Raw genomic sequence first — 23,466 nt, forward strand, 5'->3', positions numbered from 1 at the left:
TAAAAAAGACCCGGTTTCCGAGGTTGTTGGGGAGGTACTTCATGCGCAAGCTGCTGCTTTATGCGGTCGCGGCCGCCGCTATTCTTGTGGCCCCTGCCATTGCCCAGGCCCAAAACCCGATCGTCATCAAGTTCAGCCACGTCGTCGCCAACGACACCCCGAAAGGCAAAGGCGCGCTGAAGTTCAAGGAGCTCGCGGAGAAGTACACCGACGGCAAGGTCAGGATCGAGGTCTATCCGAACTCCTCGCTCTACAAGGACAAGGAGGAGATCGAGGCGCTGCAGCTCGGCTCGGTGCAGATGCTCGCGCCCTCGACCGCGAAATTCGCGCCGCTCGGCATCAAGGAATTCGAGGCGCTCGACCTGCCCTGGCTGTTCAAGGACGACCAGACCTACGCCAATGCGATGAAGGGCACGGTCGGCAAGTGGCTGTTCCAGAAGCTCGAGGCCAAGGGCATCACGGGGCTTGGCTATTGGGACAACGGCTTCCACATGGTCTCCTCCAGTCGCGCGCTGATGAAGCCTGCGGATTTCCAGGGGCTCAAGTTCCGCATTTCCGGATCGAAGATCGCCGACCAGTATTTCCGCCTGATCGGCTCGATCCCGCAGATCATGGCCTTCTCGGAAGTCTACCAGGCGCTCCAGACCGGCGTGGTCGACGGCTGCGAGAACACGGCGTCGAATTATTGGACGCAGAAATTCTACGAAGTGCAGAAGGACATCACCGTGTCCTATCATGCGCATCTGCAATATGCGGTCATCGTCAACTCGAAATTCTGGTCCGGCCTGCCGCCCGATATCCGCGCCCAGCTCGAAAAGGCGATGAACGAGGCGACCGACTACACCAACTCGATCGCGCGCCAGGAGAACGAGGACGCGCTGGCCGAGATCAAGAAGTCGGGCAAGACCACGCTGCACTATCTCTCCGACGCCGATCGCAAGGCCTGGCAGGAGGCGATGCAGCCGACATACAAATGGGCCAAGGGCCGGGTCGGGCAGGAGGTGCTCGATCTCGTCGCCAAGGAACTCGACGTCAAGATGAACTGACGCGCGTTCCGGGGAAACAACAATACGAACGGTCGGGAGTGTACGCACTCCCGGCCGTTTCGGTCTGATAAGGGGGACTTGATTTGCTTCGCGTGCTCAATCGTGCGCTCAACCATCTGGAAGAATGGCTGATCGCGACGCTCATTGCGGCTGCAACGGGCTTGATCTTCATCGCCGTGGTGCACCGCTACGGCGCCGGCGAGTCGATCGTGTTCTCGAAATGGGCCGCCGCGCACGGGTTCACCTGGCTCGCGGCGCTGTCGATGGCGGTGTTCAAGTTCCTGTCCGAGCTCGACATGTCCTGGGCGCAGGAACTCTGCATCTACATGTTCATCTGGATGGCGAAGTTCGGCGCGGCCTATGGCGTGCGCACCGGCATCCATGTCGGCGTCGATCTGCTCGTCAACCGCCTGCCCGAACATTCACGCAAGCACGTGATCCTGTTCGCGCTGCTCTGCGGCGCGCTCTTCACGGGCATGATCGCAGCCTTCGGCGCCTCCTTCGTGCGCGAGATGTTCCACACCGGACAGCAGTCCAACGACCTCGAAGTGCCGATGTGGTTCGTCTATCTGGCGATCCCGCTCGGCTCCGGTCTGATGTGCTTCCGCTTCCTCCAGGTCTCGTGGATCTACTTCTGGACCGGCGAGCTGCCGCACCATGACGAGACCCATGTCGAGGGCGTGGAGGCCGACGTCTCGCCGGCGCTGCACCCGCAGCCCGCCGGCGCCGCGACCAAAGCCGCGGCGCGAAAAGTCTCGCCGCTCGGCGTGATCCTGATCCTGGCGCCGATTCTGATTTTCGCCATGTGCTTCGCCGAGAAGGCCGGCGTGCTGGAGCTGCCGCATTGGATGCGTGCCGCCACGGTGTTCGCGCTCCTGATCGCGCTGATGCTGACGGGCATCCCGGTCTCGATCGCGCTCGGTCTCACCGTGATGACCTTCCTGTTCACGCTGACCACGGTGCCGATCGAGGCCGTCTCGATGAAGCTCTTCACGGGCATCGAGGGTTTCGAGATCATGGCGATCCCGTTCTTCATCCTCGCCGGCAACTTCCTGACCCATGGCGGCGTCGCGCGCCGCATGATCAACTTCGCGACCTCGCTGATCGGCCACTGGCATGGTGGTCTCGGCCTCGCCGGCATCGTCGCCTGCGCGATGTTCGCGCTGGTGTGCGGCTCGAGCGTCGCCACTGTCGCGGCGATCGGCGCCATCGTGCTGCCCGAGATGGTCCGCCACGGCTATCCCATGCACTTCGGCGCCGGCATCATCACGGTTGCGGGCTCGCTCGGCATCCTGATGCTGCCGTCGATCCCGAAGATCGTCTACGCGGTGGCGACCAACACCTCGATCGGCGCGCTGTTCGTCGCGGGCCTGCTGCCGGGCACGATGCTGACCGTCATGCTCTGCATCGTCACCTGGTGGCTTGCGCGCAAGCGCGACTATCCGCGGTTGCCGAAGGCGAGTTGGGGCGAGACCGTGCGGACGTTCCGCGAGAGCATCTGGGGATTGATGCTGGTCGTCATCATCATCGGCGGCATCTACAGCGGCCTGTTCACCGCCACCGAGGCGGCCGCGATGGCCGCGGTCTACTCTTTCATCATCGCGGTGTTCGTGTACAAGGCGATCGGGTTGAAGGACGTGCCGCGCGTGCTGCTCCGCGCCGCCAACACTAGCGCGATGCTGCTCTACATCGTCACAAATGCGGTGCTGTTCTCCTTCGTGCTGTCCAACGAGAACCTGCCGTCGACGCTCGCGGACTGGATCGCGGCGCAGAACCTCGGCTGGGTCGGCTTCCTGCTGGTCGTCAACATCCTGCTGCTGCTCGCCGGCAACTTCATGGAGCCGAACTCGATCATCCTGATCATGGCGCCGATCCTGGCGCCGGCGGCGAAGAAGCTCGGCATCGACCTCGTCCATTTCGGCATCGTGATGGACGTCAACATGGAGGTCGGCCTCTGCCATCCGCCTGTCGGCTTGAACCTCTATGTCGCGTCCATGATCGCGCGAATGCGAATAACCGAGCTCGCGGTCGCGGTGCTGCCATGGCTGATCACCATGCTCGGCTTCCTCGTCATCGTGACCTACTGGCCCGATTTGACGCTGTGGCTGCCGCGGGTGCTGGGGATGCACTGAGTGCCGCATAGACGGTGCACCCTCTCCCGCAAGGGGAGAAGGGAAGGGCGCCTGTGCTGCTCGGCTAGCGATGGCAATCGACCGCGAGATGCGGTTAGATGATCGCAACAGGCCGGGAGGATATAGAGATGACCGAGATCTCCAACAGCGAGCCGAAGGACGCAACGCCGTCCGTCATCGCGCAACAAACGGCGATGCTGAATGCGCTGCCGTTTTCCGACACGCGGGATTTCGACGATGCCGCGCGCGGCTTTCTCGGCACGCTCGAGAACGCCAAGGTATCGAACCCGCAAGGACGGACGGTCTGGAGCCTCGAGCCCTACGGCTTTCTCTCCACTGACGAGGCACCGCCGACGGTCAATCCGAGCCTGTGGCGCCAGTCGCGCCTCAACATGCATCACGGCCTGTTCGAGGTCGTGCCCGGCGTCTACCAGGTGCGCGGGCTCGACATCGCCAACATGACGTTGATCGAGGGCGACAGCGGCGTCATCGTCGTCGACACCCTGACCTCGATCGAAGGCGCCCGCGCCGCGCTCGAACTCTATTACAAGCACCGCGGCACGCGGCCGGTTGCGGCTGTCATCTTCACCCACACCCATACCGATCACTGGGGCGGTGCGCGCGGCGTGCTGGAGGCGGATGCGCTCGCCACAGATCGCGTGCCGCTCATCGCGCCGAACCTGTTCATGGAGCACGCCGTCTCCGAGAACATCATCGCGGGACCGTCGATGCTGCGCCGGGCGCAGTACCAGTTCGGCCCGTTCCTCGCCAAGGGGGCGCGAGGGCAGGTCGATTGCGGCCTCGGCAAGTCGATGGCGGCGGGATCGGTCGCGCTGCTGCGTCCCACCGATCTGATCATGGCGACCGGCGACAAGCGGATCATCGACGGCGTCGAGTTCGAATTCCAGATGGCGCCGAACAGCGAAGCGCCGGCGGAGATGCATTTCTTCATTCCGCGCTACAAGCTGCTGAACCTCGCCGAGAACTGCACCCACAATTTCCACAACCTGCTGCCGTTCCGCGGCGCCGACGTGCGCGACGCGCTGGCCTGGTCAAAATACCTCAATGAGGCCTTGCAGCTCTGGGACGGCAAGGCGGAGGCGATGTGCGGCCAGCATCACTGGCCGGTGTGGGGGCGCGAGCGCATCGGCACCATGATCCGGCAGCAGCGCGATCTCTACAAGTTCGCGCACGACCAGACCATCCGCCTGATGAACCACGGCCTCACCGCCGCCGAGATCGCCGAGACCATTCAATTGCCGAAGAGCCTCGAAGGCGCCTGGCACGGCCGCGGCTATTACGGCCATATCCGGCACAATGTGAAGGCGATCTACCAAAAGTATCTCGGCTGGTACGACGCCAATCCGGTCAATCTCGATCCGCTGCCGCCGGTGGCCTCGGGCAAGAAGTATGTCGAGTACATGGGTGGAGCGGATGCCATCCTCGCGCGGGCGCGGGTCGATTTCGACAAGGGGGAATTCCGCTTCGTCGCGCAGGCGCTCGGCCATCTCGTCTTCGCCGAGCCCGACAATGCGGCGGCGCGTCACCTGCTTGCCGACACGCTCGAGCAGCTCGGTTACGCCGCCGAGAGCGCGACCTGGCGCAACGCCTATCTGTTCGGCGCCCAGGAGTTGCGCCAGGGCATGCCGAAGGCGCCGCCGCGCCCGCCGATGCCGCGCGAGACGCTGGCGGCGCTGCGCACCGGGCAGCTCTGGGACGTGCTCGGCATCCGCCTCAACGGCCCCAAGGCCGAGGGCAACCACATCGTGTTGAACTGGCGCTTTTCCGACACCGGCGAGACCTTCGTGCTCAACCTCGAGAACTGCGCGCTCACCTACACCGAGGGCGTGCAGGCGGACGGCGCGGATGCCAGTTTTACGCTTGCGCGGTCGACGCTCGACGAGGTGATCGCGAAGCTGACAAGCTTCCCGGAAGCCGTCGCGGCCGGCAAGGTCAAGCTCGCCGGCAACCCGATGCGGCTCGCCGAGCTGATGGGCCTGATGGACGAGTTTCCGCGCATGTTCGAGATCGTGGAGCCGAAGCGGGCGCTGGTGGGGTAGGGCGCTGTCGCAAGATATTCAGTGTCGTCCCGGCGGAGGCCGGGACCCATAGCCCCAGGGAGAAGTTTTTGGGCGAGACTGGTCATCACGAGTCTTCGCAAAACTCTTGCTGCGGCGTATGGGTCCCGGATCGGCGCGCGCTTCGGGCGCGCTGGTCCGGGACGACAGCGGAGGTTTGGCGCAACTACTCCGCGCTGCTGACGAGCTTGATCCGCGGCGCCTGGGCCTCGGTCAGGCTGCGATAGGACGCGAGATAGTCCAGGGCCATCCGCCGCGCCGTGAAGCGCGTTTCGAACTGCTTGCGGATCGCGGCACGGTTCAATTGCGGAAGGCGCTTGACGACGCCGGCTGCGCTGATGACGTCCTCGACCACGAAGCCGGTCAGGCCCTCGTCGATGATCTCCGGCACCGAGCCGCGGTTGAAGGCGACGACCGGCGTTCCGCAGGCCATGGCCTCGATCATCACGAGGCCGAACGGTTCCGGCCAGTCGATCGGCAGCAACAGCCCGAGCGCACCGCTCAGGAAGTCCGATTTCTCGTGATCGCTGATCTCGCCGATGAACTCCACCAGCGGATTGTTCTCGATCATGGGCCGGATCAACTCGTCATAATAATCCTGGTCGGCGCGATCGACCTTGGCCGCGATCTTCAGCGGGATGCCGCAATGGGTCGCGATCCTGATGGCGCGATCGACGCCCTTTTCCGGCGCGATACGGCCGAGCACGGCGAGATATTCCTGCTTCGCCGGGGTCGGCGTCAGCAGGTTCTCCGGAAGCCCGTGATGAATCGTCTTCACCCAGTTCGCCTGCGGCACCGGCCGCCGCTGCGCGTTCGAAATCGAGATCACCGGAACCTTGGAGAAGGTATTGAACACCGGCTGGTGCTCGGGGAGATCGAGCCGGCCATGCAGCGTGGTCACGAACGGCGTCGGCTGGCGGTAGAACAGTGACCATGGGTAATAATCGAGATGGAAGTGGAGGAAGTCGAACTCCTCGTCGTCACATTTTTGCCGCACGCGCTCCAGCATCACCATGTGCAAGGCGTTGGGGTCTCGCACGGAACCGTCGAGCCGGAGCGCCCTCGGCCATAGCGCATCCAGCTTCGCCGAGGTCTGCGAGTCGCCGCTGGCGAACAGCGTGACGTCGTGTCCCAGGGCCACCAGCTCCTCCGTCAACCAATGCACCACCCGCTCGGTGCCGCCGTATAACTTGGGTGGAACAGCCTCCGTCAACGGAGCTACCTGCGCGATGCGCATCTCACCATCTCCTCTGTACGATCATGGACGTTGAAAAGCCCCCGCCTGTGTTCGGCACCGGCATGCCAGCCAAGGGAACGTTCCCGCAGTTGCGAAGTTCCTCTCAACGAACGTTACTTATGCGACACATCTGGCATGCGTCTCGATGCTGCCATCACCTCTTCTCAGATCGTCCGCATCCGCATGTCGTGATCGCCCGGCCCGGGAACCGAGGCGGAGTGGTCGATGTTCAATCGGCAACTAACAAAATTCGAAATCTTAACGGGGTCTCAGCCTTATGGATCATCTTTCTGGATACGCGCGCAGGCCATTTGCCTTTGTCTTGCGCTATCTCCGGCGTCGTTTGGCTGCGCATCTGGTGATCCTGGCCGCCGTCGTGGCGGCGGTTGCCTGCTCCGTGGGCACGCAGTATGGCGTCAAGTCCCTGGTCGACAGTCTGTCGGGCGGCCCCTCGCACGGCGGCAGCGTATGGCTGGCATTCATTTTCCTCATGTCGCTGATCACCGCCGACAATTTCCTGTGGCGGATCGCGAGCTGGACCGCGAGCTTCACCTTCGTCCGCGTCACCGGCGATCTGCGCCGTGACATTTTTCGCCATCTCACCGGCCACGCGCCGAGCTATTTCTCGGACCGCATGCCGGGCATGCTGACCAGCCGCATTACCGCCACATCGAACGCGGTGTTCACGGTCGAGAACATGTTCGTCTGGAATGTGTTGCCGCCCTGCATCGCCACAGTTGCGGCCATCGCGCTGATTGGAACCGTCAGTCCCTATATGGCGCTCGGCTTGATCGTGATCGCCGGCGGCATGGTGATCGCCATGTTCCGTCTCGCCGCCGCCGGCAAGCCGTTGCATGACGATTTTGCCGACAAGGCGGCCGTGGTCGACGGCGAGATGATCGACGTCATCAGCAACATGCCGCTGGTCCGCGCCTTCTGCGGCATCAGCCACGAGCACGAACGGTTCGATGCCACCGTCAATCGGGAACTCACCGCCCGCGGCCGCAGCCTGCGCTATCTGGAGAAGCTGCGGCTCACCCATGCCGGCGTGACCGTTGTCCTGACCGTCGCGCTGATGGCCTGGGCGATCACGCTCTGGCAGCAGGGCGAGGCGACCACCGGCGACGTCGTGCTGGTCTGCACGCTCGGCCTGTCCATCCTCAACGCCACGCGCGATCTCGCCGTGGCGCTGGTCGACGTCACCCAGCACGTCGCGCGGCTCACGGAGGCGATCGCAACATTGCTGGTGCCGCATGAACTGCGCGATCACCCCGAGGCGGAGCCGTTGGTCAAGAGCGGCGCCGCGATCGCGTTCAACAACGTCACCTTCGGCTATCCCGGCAACGAAAAAATCTTCGAGCGGTTCAGCCTGCGGCTGCAACCCGGCCAGCGCGTCGGTCTCGTCGGCCAATCCGGCGGCGGCAAATCGACGCTGTTCACCCTGATGCAACGCTTCTACGACGTCGACGATGGCAGTGTGACCATCGACGGCCAGGATATCTCAATGGTGACCCAGCTCAGCCTGCGCGAAGCGATATCGGTCGTGCCGCAGGACATCTCCCTGTTCCATCGCTCCATCCGCGAGAACATCCGCTACGGCCGACCCAATGCGACCGATGACGAGGTGCTGCGGGCGGCGATTGCGGCGCGGTGTGATTTCGTCGAGAGCCTGCCGGAAGGCCTCGACACGATGGTCGGCGACCGCGGCGTGAAGATGTCCGGCGGCCAGCGCCAGCGCATCGCGATTGCGCGCGCCTTCCTTAAGGACGCGCCGATCCTGCTGCTGGACGAGGCGACCGCTGCTCTCGACAGCGAATCGGAGGAGGCGATCCGCGAGGCGCTGTCGCGCCTGATGCGCGGCCGCACCGTGATCGCGATCGCACACCGGCTCGCGACGCTGCGCAATTTCGACCGCGTGGTCGTCCTGAAGGGTGGTAAGATCATCGAGGACGGCTCGCCAGAGCGTCTGATGCAGGGCCACGGGCCCTACCGTGAACTGGTCACGCAGGAAATGAGCCGGCTCGCGCAAGCCGCCGCGTAAATCAACGGTCACGTTCGCGTCGGTTGCGTTCCGAAACAGGATGCAGGGGAGCAGCTCATGGCAGCCGAAGCCATAACCCAGATCATCTCCGTGTCGCAGACGGTGGAGGCCGTCGCGGAACAGGCGTTCTATATTCCGATGACGGGCCCCGCCGCGCGCCCGCGGCGTTCGCTCAAGCACGACGACACCTTCATCGTGCTCGACAGTCACGGCGACATCGGCGCGTCGGCCGGCGGGCCGGACGGGCTGTTTCACCACGACACGCGCTATCTCGCCCGGCTCGAGCTCGTGCTCGACGATCTCCAGCCGCTGCTGCTCGGCTCGAACCTGCGCGACGACAATTCGGCGTTGACCGTCGATCTCACCAACCCCGACATCTATCGCCAGGGCCGCATCGTTCTTCAGAAGGATCTGCTGCACATCGTGCGCACGATCTTCCTGTGGCGCGGCACGGCCTATCAGCGCATCGGGGTGCAGAACCACGGCGACCGGCCGGCCGGCTTCGCGTTGACGCTGCTGTTCGACAACGACTTCGCCGATTTGTTCGAGGTCCGCGGCGAGCGTCGCCCGCGCCGTGGCATCGGAACGAGCCGGCTGCTGGGGCCGACCGACGTCCTGTTCGACTATCGCGGTCTTGACGATGCCGAGCGCAGCACCGGCCTGCATTTCGACCCGCGTCCGACGCGGCTGTCGGTCAATGCCGCGACCTGGGAGCTCGATTTGGAGCCACACCAGGCGAAATCGCTGTTCGTGGCCGTGTCCTGCAACCCGCCGCCGGCGCAGAAGCCCGCGCGATTCTTCCAGAGCTTGCTTGCGCATCGGCGCGAGATGCGCCAGTCGACCATGGGCGCCGCCAGCATCGAAACCTCCAACAACATCTTCAACGAGGTCCTGTGCCAGGCCATGGCCGACCTGAACATGTTGATGACGGAGACGCCGCAGGGACGCTATCCCTATGCCGGCATACCCTGGTACTCGACGACGTTCGGCCGCGACGGACTGATCACTGCGCTCCAGATGCTGTGGGTCGATCCGCGGGTCGCCAAGGGCGTGCTGCGGCGGCTCGCCCATTTCCAGGCCAAGGCGGTCGATCCGCTCGCGGACGCCGCGCCCGGCAAGATCCTGCACGAGATGCGGGGCGGCGAAATGGCGGCGCTTCGGGAGGTGCCGTTCGCGCAATATTACGGCAGCGTGGATTCCACCGCATTGTTCGTGCTGCTCGCCGGGCGCTATTTCGAGCGCACCGGCGACGAGAAGACGCTGATCGAGCTGTGGCCTGCAATCGAGGCAGGCCTCGCCTGGATCGACGGACCCGGCGATCCCGATCAGGACGGCTTTGTCGAATATCAGCGGGCGACCGAGAAGGGGCTCGCCAACCAGGGCTGGAAGGATTCCTACGACGCGATCTTCCATGCCGACGGCCAGCTGGCCGAAGGCAATATCGCGCTGGCCGAAGTCCAGGGCTACGTCTACGCGGCCAAGCAGCTCGCCGCCCGTTGCGCGCTGCGGCTCGGCAAGCCGGACCGTGTGCGGCAGCTCGAGGCGGAAGCCAGGGCACTGGCCGAGCGCTTCGAGAAGGCGTTCTGGTGCGAGGAGCTCCGCACCTACGCCCTCGCGCTCGACGGCAACAAGCGGCCTTGCAAGGTGCGCACGTCGAACGCCGGACAGGTCCTGTTCAGCGGCATGATCCGGGAGGACCGCGCCCGATTGGTTGCCGCCGACCTGATGGGATCGCATTTCTTCTCGGGTTGGGGCATCCGCACGGTCGCGCAGGGCGAGGTGCGCTACAATCCGATGTCGTATCATGACGGATCGATCTGGCCGCACGACAACGCGCTGATCGCGCTCGGGCTCGCCCGTTACGGGCTCAAGCATTCGGTGGCGCATGTCTTCAAGGGCCTGTTCGACGCCGCGACCTATATGGATCTGCGGCGGCTACCCGAACTGTTCTGCGGCTTCCGGCGCGAAAAGCGGCGCGGTCCGACGCTCTATCCGGTCGCTTGCGCGCCGCAAGCCTGGGCCAGCGCGACGCCGTTCACGCTGCTGGAGGCGGCGCTGGGCATCGAGTTCGACGTAGCGCGCGGCGAGATCCGGCTGCGCAATCCGCATCTGCCGGCGTTCTTGAACGAGGTGATCCTGCACGACCTGCGGCTGGGCGAGTCCAGCGTCGATCTGCGCGTCAGTCGCCACGGCGACGACGTGGCGCTGGAGGTACTGCGCACGCGCGGCCAGATCCAGGTGTCGATCGTGCTGGCGCGCTAGCGGGGTGAACCGCGAGGAGGGTATATGCGTGCCGTTGGCTGGTTGATCCTGAGCGTTGCCATCGTCGCGGGCTTGACCGTCGCGGTGTCGCGCGCCGCGGAGGAGCAGCCCGCGCCCCCAAGTGAAGTGAATGCGCCGCCGCCGGTGGCGCCGCCGGCCCCAAGCGTGCCCGTCACGCCGAAGGATGCCGCGCCGCCGCCCTCGGTGACGATCATCGGCGCAAGCGACGCGCATGGTGTGCTCGGCCGTGACGTGCTCAGCGCGGCGAACGAGGACATGGGCCGCATCGTCGACATCATCGTCGATCGCACCGGCCATGTGCGCGCCGCCGTGATCGATTTCGGCGGCTTCCTCGGCGTCGGCAGCCGCAGGATCGTGGTGGACTGGAACGCGATGCGGTTCGGCAAGATCGCCAACAAGAAGGACAGTATCACGCTGGAGCTGACCAAGGCGCAGGTCGCGGCCGCGCCGGAATACAAGGAAGACACGCCGATCGTCGTGCTCGGCGCGTCGGGTAGCCTGCAACCGCTGCAAGCGATTCAGTGAGGCGCGGGGAGGGATGGCCGCCTGTGCTGTTGTCGAGCAAGCAGAACCATGCCACCGAGGATCGCGGCCGCCACGTTGAACAGGACAACGTCGCCGCGCCGCCGCCGGGCGGCCTTCCGGCGCCGTCGCGCCAGAGTCTGCGCGGCCTCGACTGGTTCATCTTCTTCCTTGCCGACGTGCAGACGGGATTCGGTCCCTTCATCGCGGTCTATCTGACGACGCAAAAATGGACCCAGGTCGAGATCGGCCTGGTGCTCTCGATCGGCGGCATCGTCGCCCTGGTCGGGCAGATGCCGGGCGGGGCGATCATCGATGCCGCGAAATCCGAGCGGCTGGTCGCCGGGCTGGCGATTGTGACCATCGGCTTCTGCGCGCTCGCCTATGCGGCCATGCCGATCTTCCCCGTGGTGGTGGCCGCGGCCACGCTGCACGCGGCGGCAAGCTGCGTGCTCGGGCCTGCGATCGCGGCGATCAGCCTGGGCCTGGTCGGGCCGCTGGCCATCGGCGAACGGCTCGGCCGCAATGCGCGTTTCGCGTCGCTTGGCAACGGCGTGGCTGCGGCGGTGATGGGCACGGCCGGCTACCTGCTGTCGAGCCGCTCGGTGTTCCTGGTCACCTTCCTGCTCGCGATCCCGACCCTGATCGCGCTGTCGCGCATTCGTGAGGAGGAAGTCGACATCGCGCGCTGTCACGGCGAGATGCCGCGTGAGGCGAAGGATCGCGGCGACACCAATATCTGGCACCTGATCCGGCAGCGGCCGCTCATCGTGTTCGCGCTCAGCGTGCTGCTGTTGCAGCTCGCGAACGCTGCCATGATGCCGCTGATGGCGAGCGCGGTGACGGCGCGGTCGAGCCAGTGGGCGACGGTGCTCGTCGCCTTCTGCATCGTGGTGCCGCAGGCGATCGTGGCGCTGCTGTCGCCCTCGGTCGGGCGCAAGGCGCAGCTCTGGGGCCGCCGGCCGTTGCTCTTGATCGGGTTCGGCGCGCTGGCGATTCGCGGCCTGCTGTTCGCAACCGTGCGCGATCCCTATCTGCTGGTGCTGGTGCAGGTGTTCGACGGCTTCACCGCGGCGGTGTTCGCGGTGATGATCCCGCTGATCGTCGCCGACGTCGCCTTCGGCAGCGGCCATTTCAATCTCGCGCAGGGCATCGTCGGCACCGCGACCGGCATCGGCGCAGCGCTGAGCACCGTGCTCGGCGGCTATGTCAGCGACAAGTTCGGCAATGCCACCGCTTTCATCGGCCTCGCCAGCATTGCCGCGACCGGTTTTCTGCTGATCCTCCTGGTGATGCCGGAAACCCGGCGCCACACCCTGTGATCGCGGCAAAAAGAAACGGCCGGCTGAAACGGGTCCAGCCGGCCAAGTGGTGGGAGGAAGATCAAGCGTCGAGACTGTGCAGGCGCTGGCGGTTGCGCAGCACGATCTGGCGGGCGCCCGAGAAGCCGAGAATGCCCTGGGTGTGAAGCTGCGACAGCGCGCGCGACACGGTCTCGAGCGTCAGGCCGAGATAGTCGCCGATGTCGCGCCGGCACATCGGCAGCGCCATCATGCCGGCGACGGCGAGGCGGCGGTCCATTTCGAGCAGGAAGGTCGCAACCCGCTCCATCGCGGTCTTGCGTCCGAGCAGCAGCATGTGGTCCTCGGCGTGGCGGAGCTCGCCGGCGGTCATGGCCCACAGCTTGCGGGCGACCTGCACATCGGTGCCGGCGGCCTTCTCGAGGCTGGCGCGCTTCACCAGGCGTACCGTGGTGTCGATGATGGCTTCGGCGGCAAGACGATGGGTGGCGCCGGATTCGAGGCCGAACACGTCGCCCGGAAGGTGGAAGGAGCCGATCTGGCGGCGGCCGTCGGAGAGCAGCTTGTAGCTGCGCACCGCGCCGGAGACGACCTGATAGACATATTCCGCCGGCTCGTCCTCGCCGTAGATCTCCTCGTCCTTGCGGTAGGCGAATTCGGTGGCGACGAGGCCGACATGGCCGGCGATTGCGCCGAACTGGTCGGAGACGGGATGAGACGGTGCAATCCTGCTGCCGTTGATCTGGGTCTTGATCGCCTGGGTGTTGAAGGTCTGGGTCAGCATCTGCGCCATCTCCGTTGTGATGGAGCCTTGCTACGCGAGATCGTGCAATCCGGAAATTTCGAGCGATATCTTAAGGGAGATTACCTACGTAAAATCCCTTAGGTCAGAGCATGATCCGGAAAAGTGTGTATCGATTTTCCGAAAGATCATGCTCAAACGACAAACGAGGCGCGATTCATCGCGCTCTAGTCGCCGGGCCTGTGCTGGATGGCGTGGCGGATGCGCTTGACCAGGTTTTCGTCGAGCAGCGGCTTCAAAATGACGTCCTTGATGCCCGCTGCCGTGGCCCGGGCCGAAATGTTTCCGTCGGGATAGCCGGTGATCAGGATCACGGGCGTATCGGCGCCGGATTGGCGCAGGCGGCCCACCAGCTCGATGCCGTTGATGTCGGGCATCTTGTAGTCGATCACGTAGCAGTCGGCGCCGGGCGCGCTGCTCGCATTGAGCAGCGCGGTGGCGTTCCTGAAGGTCCGCACGGCAAAACCGTCGGTTTCCAGCAGGAAGCGCAGCGATCCCAGCACGGCGGCATCGTCGTCGACCACGTAGACGGTGGGCTTGGCCGATGGCGCCGTTGGGAGCCGCTGGTGCTGCGAGCCGATCTCGATCATGCTGACTGGCTAGCACAGGTCGGTGCAAGGACCTTGACCTGCCTCAATCCTTGATCAGGCCGGCGCGCATCGCGAGCCGGACCAGTTCCGAGAGGCTGCTCGCCTGCATCTTGGTCATGACATTGGCCCGGTACACCTCGATGGTGCGCGGGCTGATGTCGTATTCGCGGGCGATCAGCTTGTTGGAGAGGCCCGCGATCAGTCCCTCCATGACCTGGCGCTCGCGCGGGCTCAAGGAGGCGACGCGGGCGGCGATGTCCTGGGTGATGGCCTCGTTCTTGGCGGCCGGCTCGGCCCGCTGGATCGCGGATTCGATCATCGTGGTGAGGCGGTCATCCTCGAACGGCTTCTCGAGAAAGTCGATGGCGCCGAGCTTCATCGCCTCGACCGCGAGCGGCACGTCGCCGTGACCGGTCATGATCAGGATCGGAAACGGGCATTGCTGCGCCTTCATCCGCTTCAAGAGCTCGATGCCGTCGAGGCCGGGCATTCGCACGTCGGAGACGACGCAGCCGAAGGCGAGGCCGGGCAGGGCATCGAGGAAGCTCTGCGCGTTGTCGAACAGCGTGACGCCGAAGCCGGCGGAATCCAGCAGGAAGTTCAGCGAATCCCGCATCGCCTCGTCGTCGTCGATGACGTAGATGATTCCCTTGGTCGTCATGGCTCAGGTCTCGTCGGCTGCCGGCAGGGTGAAGCGGAATGTCGCCCCGCCCGATGCGTTGCTCTCGGCCCACATGCGGCCGCCGTGAGCCTCGATGATCGAGCGGCTGATGGACAGTCCCACGCCCATGCCGGTGTCTTTGGTGGTGAAGAAAGTCTGAAACAGGTTTGGAATGACGTCGTCCTGGAAGCCGGAGCCGGTGTCGGACACCTTCACCTCGATCATGTCGTCGGCGGCGCGGGTGTTGGTGACGACGAGCTCGCGCCGCTGCGATTGCGCCATCGCTTCCAGCGCGTTGCGGAACAGGTTGACGAGGACCTGCTGGATCTGCACCCGGTCGGCAAGCACGAGGTCGGCGCCCGGATCGAGACTGAAGCGGAGCTGCACGTTCTGCTCGCGCGCGCCGGCAAGCCCGAGCGCGCCGGCCTCCTCGATCAGCTTGGAGAAGCTCTCGACCCGCTTCTCGGATTCGCCGCGGGAGACGAAATCGCGTAAGCGCCGGATGATCTGGCCGGCGCGCAGCGCCTGTTCCGCCGCGCGGTCGAGCGCGCTTTCGATCTTCGGCGCATTCGGATCGTGGCTGCCGGCGAGCAGCCGCCGCGAGCCCTTCATGTAATTGCTGATCGCCGCCAGCGGCTGGTTGATCTCATGAGCGAGCGCCGAGGCCATTTCGCCCATCGCGGTCAGCCGCGAGACATGGACGAGCTCGGACTGCAATTCCTGGAGCCGCGCCTGGGTCTGCTGATGCTCGGTCAGGTCGCGGACGAAACCGGTGAAATAGGGCTCGCCGCCCGACTGCATCTCGCCGATCGACAGGTGCATCGGAAAGGTCGTTCCGTCACGGCGCCTGCCGGTCACGATGCGGCCGATGCCGATGATGTGCGGATCGCTCGTGGTGCGGTAGCGGGCGATGTAGCTGTCGTGGCGGGAGCGATCGGGCTCCGGCATCAGGATGCTGACGTTCTGGCCGATCGCCTCGTGCTCCGACCAGCCGAACAGGCGCTCGGCGGCCGAGCTGAAGAGCTGGATGACGCCGTGGCCGTCGATGACGATCATGGCATCGGGAATCGTCTGGAGGATCGAGCGAAGGTGGCTCTCGCGCGTGCGCAGGGCTTGCTCAACCTGCTTCTCCTCGTCGATGTCCAGAAAGATGCCGCTGAGATGACGGGCGGAGCCGGCTTCATCGCGAATGAGTCCCGCCCGGGCGCGGATCCACTGTCCTCTGCCGGAGGCGCCGGCGACCCTGAAGGACACGTCGAAACCGCCGCCGCTTTCGGAAACATGTCGGATCGCGCTCTCGACCCGCTGGCGGTCCTTCGGCTCCAGATGGGACAGGAATAGCTCGTAGCTCAGCGGTTGGTCCCGTTCGATTCCGAACAGGCTCCTGGCGGTGTCCGACCAGTCCAGCTCCCGCGTCTCGAGGTCGAGATCCCAGGTGCCGACGCCGAATCCTTCGATCCGGACCCGGAAATGCTCGCCCCGACCGTCGTCCTGCGGATGCGTTACACGGGTCGGCGACAAAGCTGGGGCTCCCAATCCTATGCGGCGGCCCGGATGCCGTTACCGCCGCGGCAATGTTGCCCAAGGCCAAGCCGGAGGCAAGTTCGCTCGTCTGCATCCTTTGACGATTTCCCCGAATCGGGCGGCAGGCAGTTTGATCTATCTCATCCTGCCGACGTGCGGCAGGCCTACAATTCCACGAAGCTTCATTGCACCGGAGAGTCCCGATGACATACGCGACCGTGATGGTCAGCCTCGCGCTCGATCAGCCCAACGAGGCGCGTCTCCAGGTCGCGGGCGAGCTCGCCGAACGGTTTGAGGCCGCCATTGTCGGCGTTGCTGCGGCGCAGTTCGCACCGCCGCTCTATTTCAGCGACGGCGCCGCGGCGCAGAGCCTGATCGACCAGGGTGAAGCCTCCGTCAAGCGACGCCTGGCCGAACTGGAGGCGCAATTCCGCGCCGCGATCAGGAATCGCGGCGGACATGTGGAGTGGCGCAGCGCCATGGATTTCCCGGCGCGCTTTACGCTCACCCAGGCGCGTTGCGCCGACATCATCGTCGCCGGCGGGCAGAGCCCGGCCTTCTCCGACGCCTTCGCGCTCGCAAGCCCGAAGGATCTGGTGATGCAGGCCGGCCGGCCGATCCTGGTCGTGCCAGACGGCGTCAACTGGCTCGATCTGCGGAGCGTCCTCGTGGCGTGGAAGGATACGCCGGAAGCGCGGCGGGCGCTGGCCGATGCGCTGCCGCTGCTGCGCAAGGCCAGGGATGTCGCCGTCGTCGCGATTCCGGAGGGCGACGACGATCGCCCCGCCGCGGTCGCCGGCGTGACCGACGCGACGGCGTGGCTTGCCCGCCAGGGCGTTACCGCGACCGCGCGCGTTTCCGAAGCGGCGCGCAACGAAACCGCTGCCGCGCGATTGGAGAAGGTCGCCGGCGATGTCGGCGCGGGCCTGATCGTTGCCGGCGCCTATGGTCATTCGCGGTTTCGCGAGTTGATACTGGGTGGCGTCACCCAGTATCTGGTCACTCAATCCGCGCGCTGCGTGCTGCTGTCGCACTGACGGCCGGCCAGACGCGAAATCGAGGAGGGCGCACCGTGTACAAGTTTATCGAGCAGACCGTCGACGGCTACATGACGCGCAACGTCCGGACGGTGAGGCGCGATCTCGACATGCTCGCGCTCAGCGAGATGTTCGAGCAGGACGATTTCAACTCCTATCCGGTCGAGGACGACGGGCAGGTCGTCGGCATCGTCACCAAGTTCGACATCCTGAAGTGCTTTGCCTTCACGCCGAGCCAGATGCTGCCGCGCTATCACGACCTGATGCGCCGCAAGGTTGGCGACGTCATGACGCCCGAGTTCATCTATGTCAGCCCGGATACGAGGTTGACCCGCGTCCTCCAGATCATGGTCGAGCACCGCATCAGGAGCATCGTCGTGCTCGACGGCGCGCAAAAGCTGGTCGGAATTATCGCCCGCGAGGATGTCATCGCGGCACTCAAGGCGACCGCGCGCGACTGACACGGTGGCTGCAAATCCCGCGATCTCGGCCCCCGTGGTTTCACGGAGGCTGCTGCTTTTTCTTCCCTTCTCCCCTTGTGGGAGAGGGCACTGCAACTGGCAGCGTCGCATCACTGACATCACCAGAAATTCAGTCAGCTTGATTTCAATCAATTCCCCGCGAGGGTGAATGTGGTTTCTGTCGGCGTGTTCTTTCGAAAGAGAAACCGCGATGCAGCAGCCCTCCATCTCCAAATCCATGACCATCGGTGAAAGCGGCCTGGCGCTCGTGTTCGCGGTCACCGCCTTTCTCTGCGTGATCGCCTCGGCCAAGGCGCTCGATGCACCCTTCGCCTTCCACGCCGCCCTCAGCGCCGTGGCGAGCCTGGCTGTGGTCTTTGGCATCGTCAACCGCTACTTCGACCGCCCGGCGGAGTTGCCGCCCGCGGAGATCAACGGCCGCCCCAACTACAACATGGGCCCGATCAAGTTCTCCGCCGTCATGGCGATGTTCTGGGGCATCGCCGGCTTCCTCGTCGGCCTCATCATCGCCTCGCAACTGGCGTGGCCCGCGCTGAACTTCGATCTGCCCTGGATCAGTTTCGGCCGCCTGCGTCCTCTGCACACCTCCGCGGTGATCTTCGCCTTCGGCGGCAACGTGCTGATCGCGACATCCTTCTACGTCGTGCAGAAGTCCTGCCGCGTGCGCCTTGCCGGCGACCTCGCGCCCTGGTTCGTCGTGGTCGGCTACAATTTCTTCATCCTGGTCGCGGGCACCGGCTATCTGCTCGGCGTCACCCAGTCGAAGGAATATGCCGAGCCGGAATGGTACGCCGATCTCTGGCTGACCATCGTCTGGGTGGTCTATCTGCTCGTCTTCCTCGCCACCATCATCAAGCGCAAGGAACCGCACATCTTCGTCGCGAACTGGTTCTATCTGGCCTTCATCGTGACGATCGCGGTGCTGCATCTCGGCAACAACCCGGCGCTTCCCGTCTCGGTGTTCGGCTCGAAGTCCTACGTCGCGTGGGGCGGCATCCAGGATGCGATGTTCCAGTGGTGGTACGGCCATAACGCGGTCGGCTTCTTCCTGACCGCCGGCTTCCTCGCCATCATGTACTACTTCATCCCCAAGCGCGCCGAGCGGCCGATCTATTCCTACCGCCTGTCGATCATCCACTTCTGGGCGCTGATCTTCCTCTACATCTGGGCAGGTCCGCACCATCTGCACTACACGGCGCTGCCCGACTGGACGCAGACGCTCGGCATGACCTTCTCGATCATGCTGTGGATGCCCTCCTGGGGCGGCATGATCAACGGCCTGATGACGCTGTCGGGTGCCTGGGACAAGCTGCGCACCGACCCCGTGCTGCGCATGCTCGTCGTCTCCGTCGCCTTCTACGGCATGTCGACCTTCGAAGGCCCGATGATGTCGATCAAGGTGGTCAACTCGCTCAGCCACTACACCGACTGGACCATCGGCCACGTGCACTCCGGTGCGCTCGGCTGGGTCGGCTTCGTCTCCTTCGGCGCGCTCTATTGCCTGGTGCCGTGGGCCTGGAATCGCAAGGGCCTCTACAGCCTGAAGCTCGTCAACTGGCACTTCTGGGTCGCGACCCTCGGCATCGTGCTCTACATCTCGGCGATGTGGGTGTCCGGCATCCTCCAGGGCCTGATGTGGCGCGCCTACACCTCGCTCGGCTTCCTCGAATACTCCTTCATCGAGACCGTCGAGGCGATGCATCCCTTCTACGTCATCCGGGCTGCCGGTGGCGGGCTGTTCCTGATCGGCGCGCTGATCATGGCCTACAATCTCTGGATGACCGTCCGCGTCGGCGAAGCGGAAGTCCAGATGCCCGTCGCTCTTCAGCCGGCGGAATGAGGAGCTCAAGCAATGTCGTTCTGGACGCGTCACCAAGTCTTCGAAAAGAACTCGATCATCCTGATCGTCGGCATCCTGCTGGTGATCGCGATCGGCGGCCTCGTCGAGATCACCCCGCTGTTCTACCTCAAGAGCACGATCGAGGCGGTCGACGGCGTCAGGCCGTACACACCGCTGGAGCTCGCGGGCCGCAACGTCTACGTCCGCGAGGGCTGTTATCTCTGCCATTCGCAGATGATCCGGCCGCTGCGCGACGAGGTCGAGCGCTACGGCCACTTCTCGCTGGCCGCCGAGAGCATGTTCGACCACCCGTTCCAGTGGGGCTCGAAGCGCACCGGTCCGGACCTTGCCCGCGTCGGCGCCAAGTATTCCGACGACTGGCACGTCACCCATCTGACCAACCCGCGCGCGATCGTGCCGCAGTCGGTGATGCCGGGCTATCCGTTCCTCAGCGCAACCGAAGTGGATCCGGACACGATCGCCGACCACATGCGTACGCTCCGGACCGTCGGCGTGCCCTACACGGACGACCAGATCGCCAACGCGGGCGCCGATCTGAAGGCCCAGGCCGATCCGGACAATGCCGGCTCCGACGCCTTCAGCAAGCGCTACGCCAAGGCCGTCGTGCGCAACTTCGACGGCAAGACCGGTACGCCGACCGAGATGGACGCGCTGATCGCGTACCTGCAGATGCTCGGCACGCTGGTCGACTTCAAGATCTACAACGAGAAAGCCAATCTTCGCTGAGAAGGCATCAACGATGAAAGCCATCCTGACACTCGACAATCTCGCGTCCGGTCTCGTGACCACGATCTGGACGCCGGTGTTCGTCGCGATCTTTCTCGCGATCATCGCCTACGCATTTTGGCCCCGTAACAAGGCTGCGTTCGACGAAGCAGCACACCTGCCGTTGCGGGAGGAGTGAGAGACCATGACCGATCATAGCGAATTCGATTCTGTTTCCGGCAAGACGACGACCGGACATGAGTGGGACGGCATCAAGGAGCTCAACACGCCGCTGCCGCGCTGGTGGGTGATCAGCTTCTATCTCACCATCATCTGGTCGATCGGCTACTTGATCGTCTATCCGGCCTGGCCGCTGATTTCGAGCAATACGACCGGGCTGCTCGGCTACTCGACGCGCGCCAGCCTCGCAGTAGAGCTCGCCAATCTCGAGGCGCTCCGCGGTGAGAAGATGGCGGCGTTGGCGGCGGCGCCGCTCGCAGACATCGAGAAGGATCCGGCCCTGCTGGCGCTTGCGCGCGCCAAGGGCAAGACCGTGTTCGGCGACAATTGCGCGCCGTGCCACGGCTCCGGCGGTGCCGGCGCCAAGGGCTTCCCGAACCTGAACGACGACGACTGGCTGTGGGGCGGCACGCTCGACCAGATCATGCAGACCATCCAGTTCGGCGTACGCTCCGGTCATGCCAAGACGCACGAGGGCCAGATGCTCGCCTTCGGCAAGGACGGCGTGCTGAAGGGCGACGAGATCGTCACGGTCGCCAATTACGTGCGGTCGCTGTCGGGGCTGCCGACCCGGGCGGGCTACGACAAGGCCAAGGGCGAGAAGATCTTCGTCGAGAATTGCGTCGCCTGCCACGGTGATGGCGGCAAGGGCAACCTGGAGATGGGCGCGCCTGATCTGACCGACAAGATCTGGCTCTATGGCTCGGACGAGGCCGCCCTGATCGAGACCATCAGCCAGGGCCGCGCCGGCGTCATGCCGGCCTGGGAAGGGCGGCTCGATCCCGCCACCATCAAGGCGATGGCGGTCTACGTCCACTCGCTGGGCGGTGGAAAATAGCTGATCAGCAGCGAACGGGGGCGAACAAAAGTGCCCCCGTTTGAGCTGGATCAACTGAAGCAGCGACGTCGGGTCTAGGTTCAATCGCACCCCCTCGAGAAGTTTCAGGTGATGAACAAGACCGTGAACCCGAAAGACCTCACATCGGACGATGACGTCGGGCCCCTCTACGCAGCCCGGACGAAGGTCTATCCCCAGAGCGTCTCCGGCACGTTTCGCCGGATCAAATGGGGCCTGATGGCGTTCTGCCTCGGCGTTTACTACTTCCTGCCCTTCGTGCGCTGGAATCGCGGCCTCGGTGCGCCCAGCCAGGCGGTGCTGATCGACCTGCCCAACAGCCGCTTCTATTTCTTCTTCATCGAGCTGTGGCCGCAGGAGGTCTATTACTTCACCGGCCTCCTGATCATCGCCGCGGTGGCGCTGTTCCTGATGAACTCGGTCGGCGGCCGCATCTGGTGCGGCTATCTCTGTCCGCAGACGGTGTGGACCGACCTGTTCTATGCCGTCGAACGGCTGGTCGAGGGCGACCGCCGCGCGCGGATGAAGAAGGACGCCTCGTCCGACCCGATGAAGCTCGAGCGCATCTCCGAGATCGTGCTCAAGCATTCGATCTGGCTCTTGATCGCGTGGTGGACCGGTGGCGCCTGGGTGCTCTATTTCAACGATGCGCCGACCCTGGTGAAGGAGCTCGTCACCTTCCAGGGGCCGATGATCGCCTATGCCTGGATTGGCATCCTCACCGCGACGACCTATGTGCTCGCCGGCTACATGCGCGAGCAGGTCTGCACCTATATGTGCCCGTGGCCGCGCATCCAGGCGGCACTCACCGACGAATGGGCGCTCAACGTCACCTATCGCTATGACCGCGGCGAGAAGCGCACCTCGGTCAAGAAGGCCGCCGAGCTGCGTTCGCTCGGGCAGCCAGTCGGCGATTGCGTCGATTGCTACCAGTGCGTCGCGGTCTGTCCGACCGGCATCGACATCCGCAACGGGCCGCAGCTCGAATGCATCCAGTGCGGGCTCTGCATCGACGCCTGCGACAACGTGATGACCAAGATCGGCCGGCCGAAGCGGCTGATCGGCTACGACAACGACATCAACATCCAGCGCCGCCAGGAAGGCAAGGCGCCGGTCTATCGGATCGTCCGTCCCCGCACCATCGTCTATAGCGCGATCATCGCGGCCGTCGGCGGCATCATGCTCTATACGCTGGCGACGCGCAGCCTGCTCGACGTCAACGTGCTGCACGACCGCAATCCGGTCGCGGTCCGGCTCAGCGACGGCTCGATCCGGAACGCCTACACCGTCCGTCTCCTGAACAAGAGCGGCTACGACCGCGTCGTCGCGATCGACGCGAACGGTCCGGCCAACGCGACGATCCATGTCGTCGGTGTCGATTCGGTGACGCCGGACCGGCCGATGATCGTGATCCCCCGTGATTCCACCAGCGAGCTTCGGCTGCTCGTGACCGCGCCCGCGGACGGCAATCCGGAGAAGTCGATTCCGGTCCGCTTCCACGTCACCGATATCGGGCTCGGCGAGGTCGCTTCCGCCACCGACAATTTCGTCTCGCCGTGAGATCAGGAGACCGCCATGGCATCCGCACCCAGGCCGCTGACCGGAACCAAAGTCTTCCTGATGCTGGTCGCCTTTTTCGGCGTCGTGATCGGCGTCAACGTGACCATGATGAAGCTCGCGATCGCGACGCTGCCCGGCACCGACGTCGACAGCCCCTATGCCGCAGGCCTCACCTATGACCGGGAGATTTCGGCGGCGCAGGACCAGGCCGCGCGCAAATGGCAGGTCAACGCCCATATCGAGCGGCGTGCCGACGGCGGCGCCACGCTCCAGGTCGAGGCGCGCGATGCAAGCGGCCGGCCCGTGACCGGCCTCAAGTTCGGCGGCCGCCTGGAGCGGCCGACCGACAAGCGCGCCGACCTCGCGGTCGAGCTCGCCGAGGCCGGCATAGGCATCTATCGCGGCAATGCCGCTTCGGTCACGCCCGGTCAGTGGGATCTGGTGATCGAGGGCGAGGCGCGGGGGATGCGCGTCTTCCTGTCGCGCAACCGCGTCGTCCTGAACTGAA

General features: G+C 64.8%; 20 protein-coding genes and 1 pseudogene. 16 read left to right on the top strand and 5 right to left on the bottom strand.

The window, feature by feature from the left end:
* The first annotated feature begins 41 nt into the window (after positions 1–41).
* The 4 genes and pseudogenes from ACXJMY_RS21625 to ACXJMY_RS21640 all read left to right on the top strand — a co-directional run bounded on the left by ACXJMY_RS21625 (position 42) and on the right by ACXJMY_RS21640 (position 5,238).
* Complete coding sequence (locus ACXJMY_RS21625) at positions 42–1,046, top strand: DctP family TRAP transporter solute-binding subunit (protein WP_456621372.1); 1,005 nt, start codon at positions 42–44, stop codon at positions 1,044–1,046.
* 296 nt (positions 1,047–1,342) lie between these two features.
* Positions 1,343–1,654: pseudogene (locus tag ACXJMY_RS21630) on the top strand (TRAP transporter small permease); the annotation flags it as partial.
* A 240-nt stretch (positions 1,655–1,894) separates the two neighbouring features.
* On the top strand, positions 1,895–3,178 hold the full coding sequence (locus tag ACXJMY_RS21635; RefSeq protein WP_456621440.1) for a TRAP transporter large permease: 1,284 nt from the start codon (positions 1,895–1,897) through the stop codon (positions 3,176–3,178).
* 128 nt (positions 3,179–3,306) lie between these two features.
* Complete coding sequence (locus tag ACXJMY_RS21640; RefSeq protein WP_456621373.1) at positions 3,307–5,238, top strand: alkyl/aryl-sulfatase; 1,932 nt, start codon at positions 3,307–3,309, stop codon at positions 5,236–5,238.
* Between the two features lie 184 nt (positions 5,239–5,422).
* Here the strand turns inward: ACXJMY_RS21640 and ACXJMY_RS21645 are convergent, their stop codons facing one another.
* A complete protein-coding gene (locus tag ACXJMY_RS21645) occupies positions 5,423–6,493 on the bottom strand; it encodes a glycosyltransferase family 4 protein (protein ID WP_456621374.1) in 1,071 nt (356 codons plus the stop codon).
* Between the two features lie 277 nt (positions 6,494–6,770).
* On the opposite strand from ACXJMY_RS21645, the gene ACXJMY_RS21650 reads away from it, so the two are divergent.
* The 4 genes from ACXJMY_RS21650 to ACXJMY_RS21665 are packed head-to-tail and all read left to right on the top strand — an operon-like array spanning position 6,771 to position 12,661.
* Complete coding sequence (locus ACXJMY_RS21650) at positions 6,771–8,534, top strand: ABC transporter ATP-binding protein (RefSeq protein WP_456621375.1); 1,764 nt, start codon at positions 6,771–6,773, stop codon at positions 8,532–8,534.
* A gap of 57 nt (positions 8,535–8,591) precedes the next feature.
* The gene (locus tag ACXJMY_RS21655; protein WP_456621376.1) at positions 8,592–10,796 is read left to right on the top strand and encodes an amylo-alpha-1,6-glucosidase; all 2,205 of its coding nucleotides are present in this window, start codon (positions 8,592–8,594) and stop codon (positions 10,794–10,796) included.
* Between the two features lie 24 nt (positions 10,797–10,820).
* On the top strand, positions 10,821–11,342 hold the full coding sequence (locus tag ACXJMY_RS21660) for a PRC-barrel domain-containing protein (RefSeq protein ID WP_456621377.1): 522 nt from the start codon (positions 10,821–10,823) through the stop codon (positions 11,340–11,342).
* Between the two features lie 23 nt (positions 11,343–11,365).
* Complete coding sequence (locus tag ACXJMY_RS21665; protein ID WP_456621378.1) at positions 11,366–12,661, top strand: MFS transporter; 1,296 nt, start codon at positions 11,366–11,368, stop codon at positions 12,659–12,661.
* Positions 12,662–12,722: 61 nt separating this feature from the next.
* Here ACXJMY_RS21665 and ACXJMY_RS21670 read toward each other — a convergent pair whose 3' ends face one another.
* The 4 genes from ACXJMY_RS21670 to fixL form a co-directional block, all read right to left on the bottom strand.
* A complete protein-coding gene (locus ACXJMY_RS21670; RefSeq protein ID WP_456621379.1) occupies positions 12,723–13,424 on the bottom strand; it encodes a helix-turn-helix domain-containing protein in 702 nt (233 codons plus the stop codon).
* 185 nt (positions 13,425–13,609) lie between these two features.
* The gene (locus ACXJMY_RS21675; protein WP_456621380.1) at positions 13,610–14,032 is read right to left on the bottom strand and encodes a response regulator; all 423 of its coding nucleotides are present in this window, start codon (positions 14,030–14,032) and stop codon (positions 13,610–13,612) included.
* 43 nt (positions 14,033–14,075) lie between these two features.
* Positions 14,076–14,693, bottom strand: a complete 618-nt coding sequence (gene fixJ / locus ACXJMY_RS21680; protein ID WP_456621381.1) for a response regulator FixJ — start codon at positions 14,691–14,693, stop codon at positions 14,076–14,078.
* A gap of 3 nt (positions 14,694–14,696) precedes the next feature.
* Positions 14,697–16,214: a sensor protein FixL gene (fixL, locus tag ACXJMY_RS21685; protein WP_456621382.1), complete on the bottom strand. Its 1,518-nt coding sequence runs from the start codon at positions 16,212–16,214 to the stop codon at positions 14,697–14,699.
* Between the two features lie 206 nt (positions 16,215–16,420).
* On the opposite strand from fixL, the gene ACXJMY_RS21690 reads away from it, so the two are divergent.
* The 8 genes from ACXJMY_RS21690 (at position 16,421) to ACXJMY_RS21725 (ending at position 23,465) form a co-directional block, all read left to right on the top strand.
* Entirely contained in the window at positions 16,421–17,254 is an 834-nt protein-coding gene (locus tag ACXJMY_RS21690) for a universal stress protein (protein ID WP_456621383.1), read from the top strand.
* Positions 17,255–17,289: 35 nt separating this feature from the next.
* Entirely contained in the window at positions 17,290–17,715 is a 426-nt protein-coding gene (locus tag ACXJMY_RS21695; protein ID WP_456621384.1) for a CBS domain-containing protein, read from the top strand.
* A 211-nt stretch (positions 17,716–17,926) separates the two neighbouring features.
* Positions 17,927–19,576: a cytochrome-c oxidase, cbb3-type subunit I gene (gene ccoN, locus ACXJMY_RS21700; RefSeq protein ID WP_456621385.1), complete on the top strand. Its 1,650-nt coding sequence runs from the start codon at positions 17,927–17,929 to the stop codon at positions 19,574–19,576.
* Between the two features lie 12 nt (positions 19,577–19,588).
* Positions 19,589–20,323, top strand: a complete 735-nt coding sequence (gene ccoO, locus ACXJMY_RS21705; protein ID WP_027546562.1) for a cytochrome-c oxidase, cbb3-type subunit II — start codon at positions 19,589–19,591, stop codon at positions 20,321–20,323.
* 13 nt (positions 20,324–20,336) lie between these two features.
* Positions 20,337–20,501 carry a CcoQ/FixQ family Cbb3-type cytochrome c oxidase assembly chaperone gene (locus tag ACXJMY_RS21710; protein WP_015687703.1) on the top strand — a complete coding sequence of 55 codons (165 nt, stop codon included), beginning with the start codon at positions 20,337–20,339 and terminating at the stop codon, positions 20,499–20,501.
* Positions 20,502–20,507: 6 nt separating this feature from the next.
* Positions 20,508–21,380 carry a cytochrome-c oxidase, cbb3-type subunit III gene (gene ccoP / locus ACXJMY_RS21715; protein WP_456621386.1) on the top strand — a complete coding sequence of 291 codons (873 nt, stop codon included), beginning with the start codon at positions 20,508–20,510 and terminating at the stop codon, positions 21,378–21,380.
* Positions 21,381–21,491: 111 nt separating this feature from the next.
* Positions 21,492–22,958: a cytochrome c oxidase accessory protein CcoG gene (gene ccoG / locus ACXJMY_RS21720; protein ID WP_456621387.1), complete on the top strand. Its 1,467-nt coding sequence runs from the start codon at positions 21,492–21,494 to the stop codon at positions 22,956–22,958.
* 15 nt (positions 22,959–22,973) lie between these two features.
* Positions 22,974–23,465, top strand: coding sequence for a FixH family protein (locus tag ACXJMY_RS21725; RefSeq protein ID WP_456621388.1), 492 nt, complete (start codon positions 22,974–22,976; stop codon positions 23,463–23,465).
* Position 23,466: the final 1 nt, after the last annotated feature.

The organism is Bradyrhizobium sp. P5_C12 (assembly GCF_054049735.1).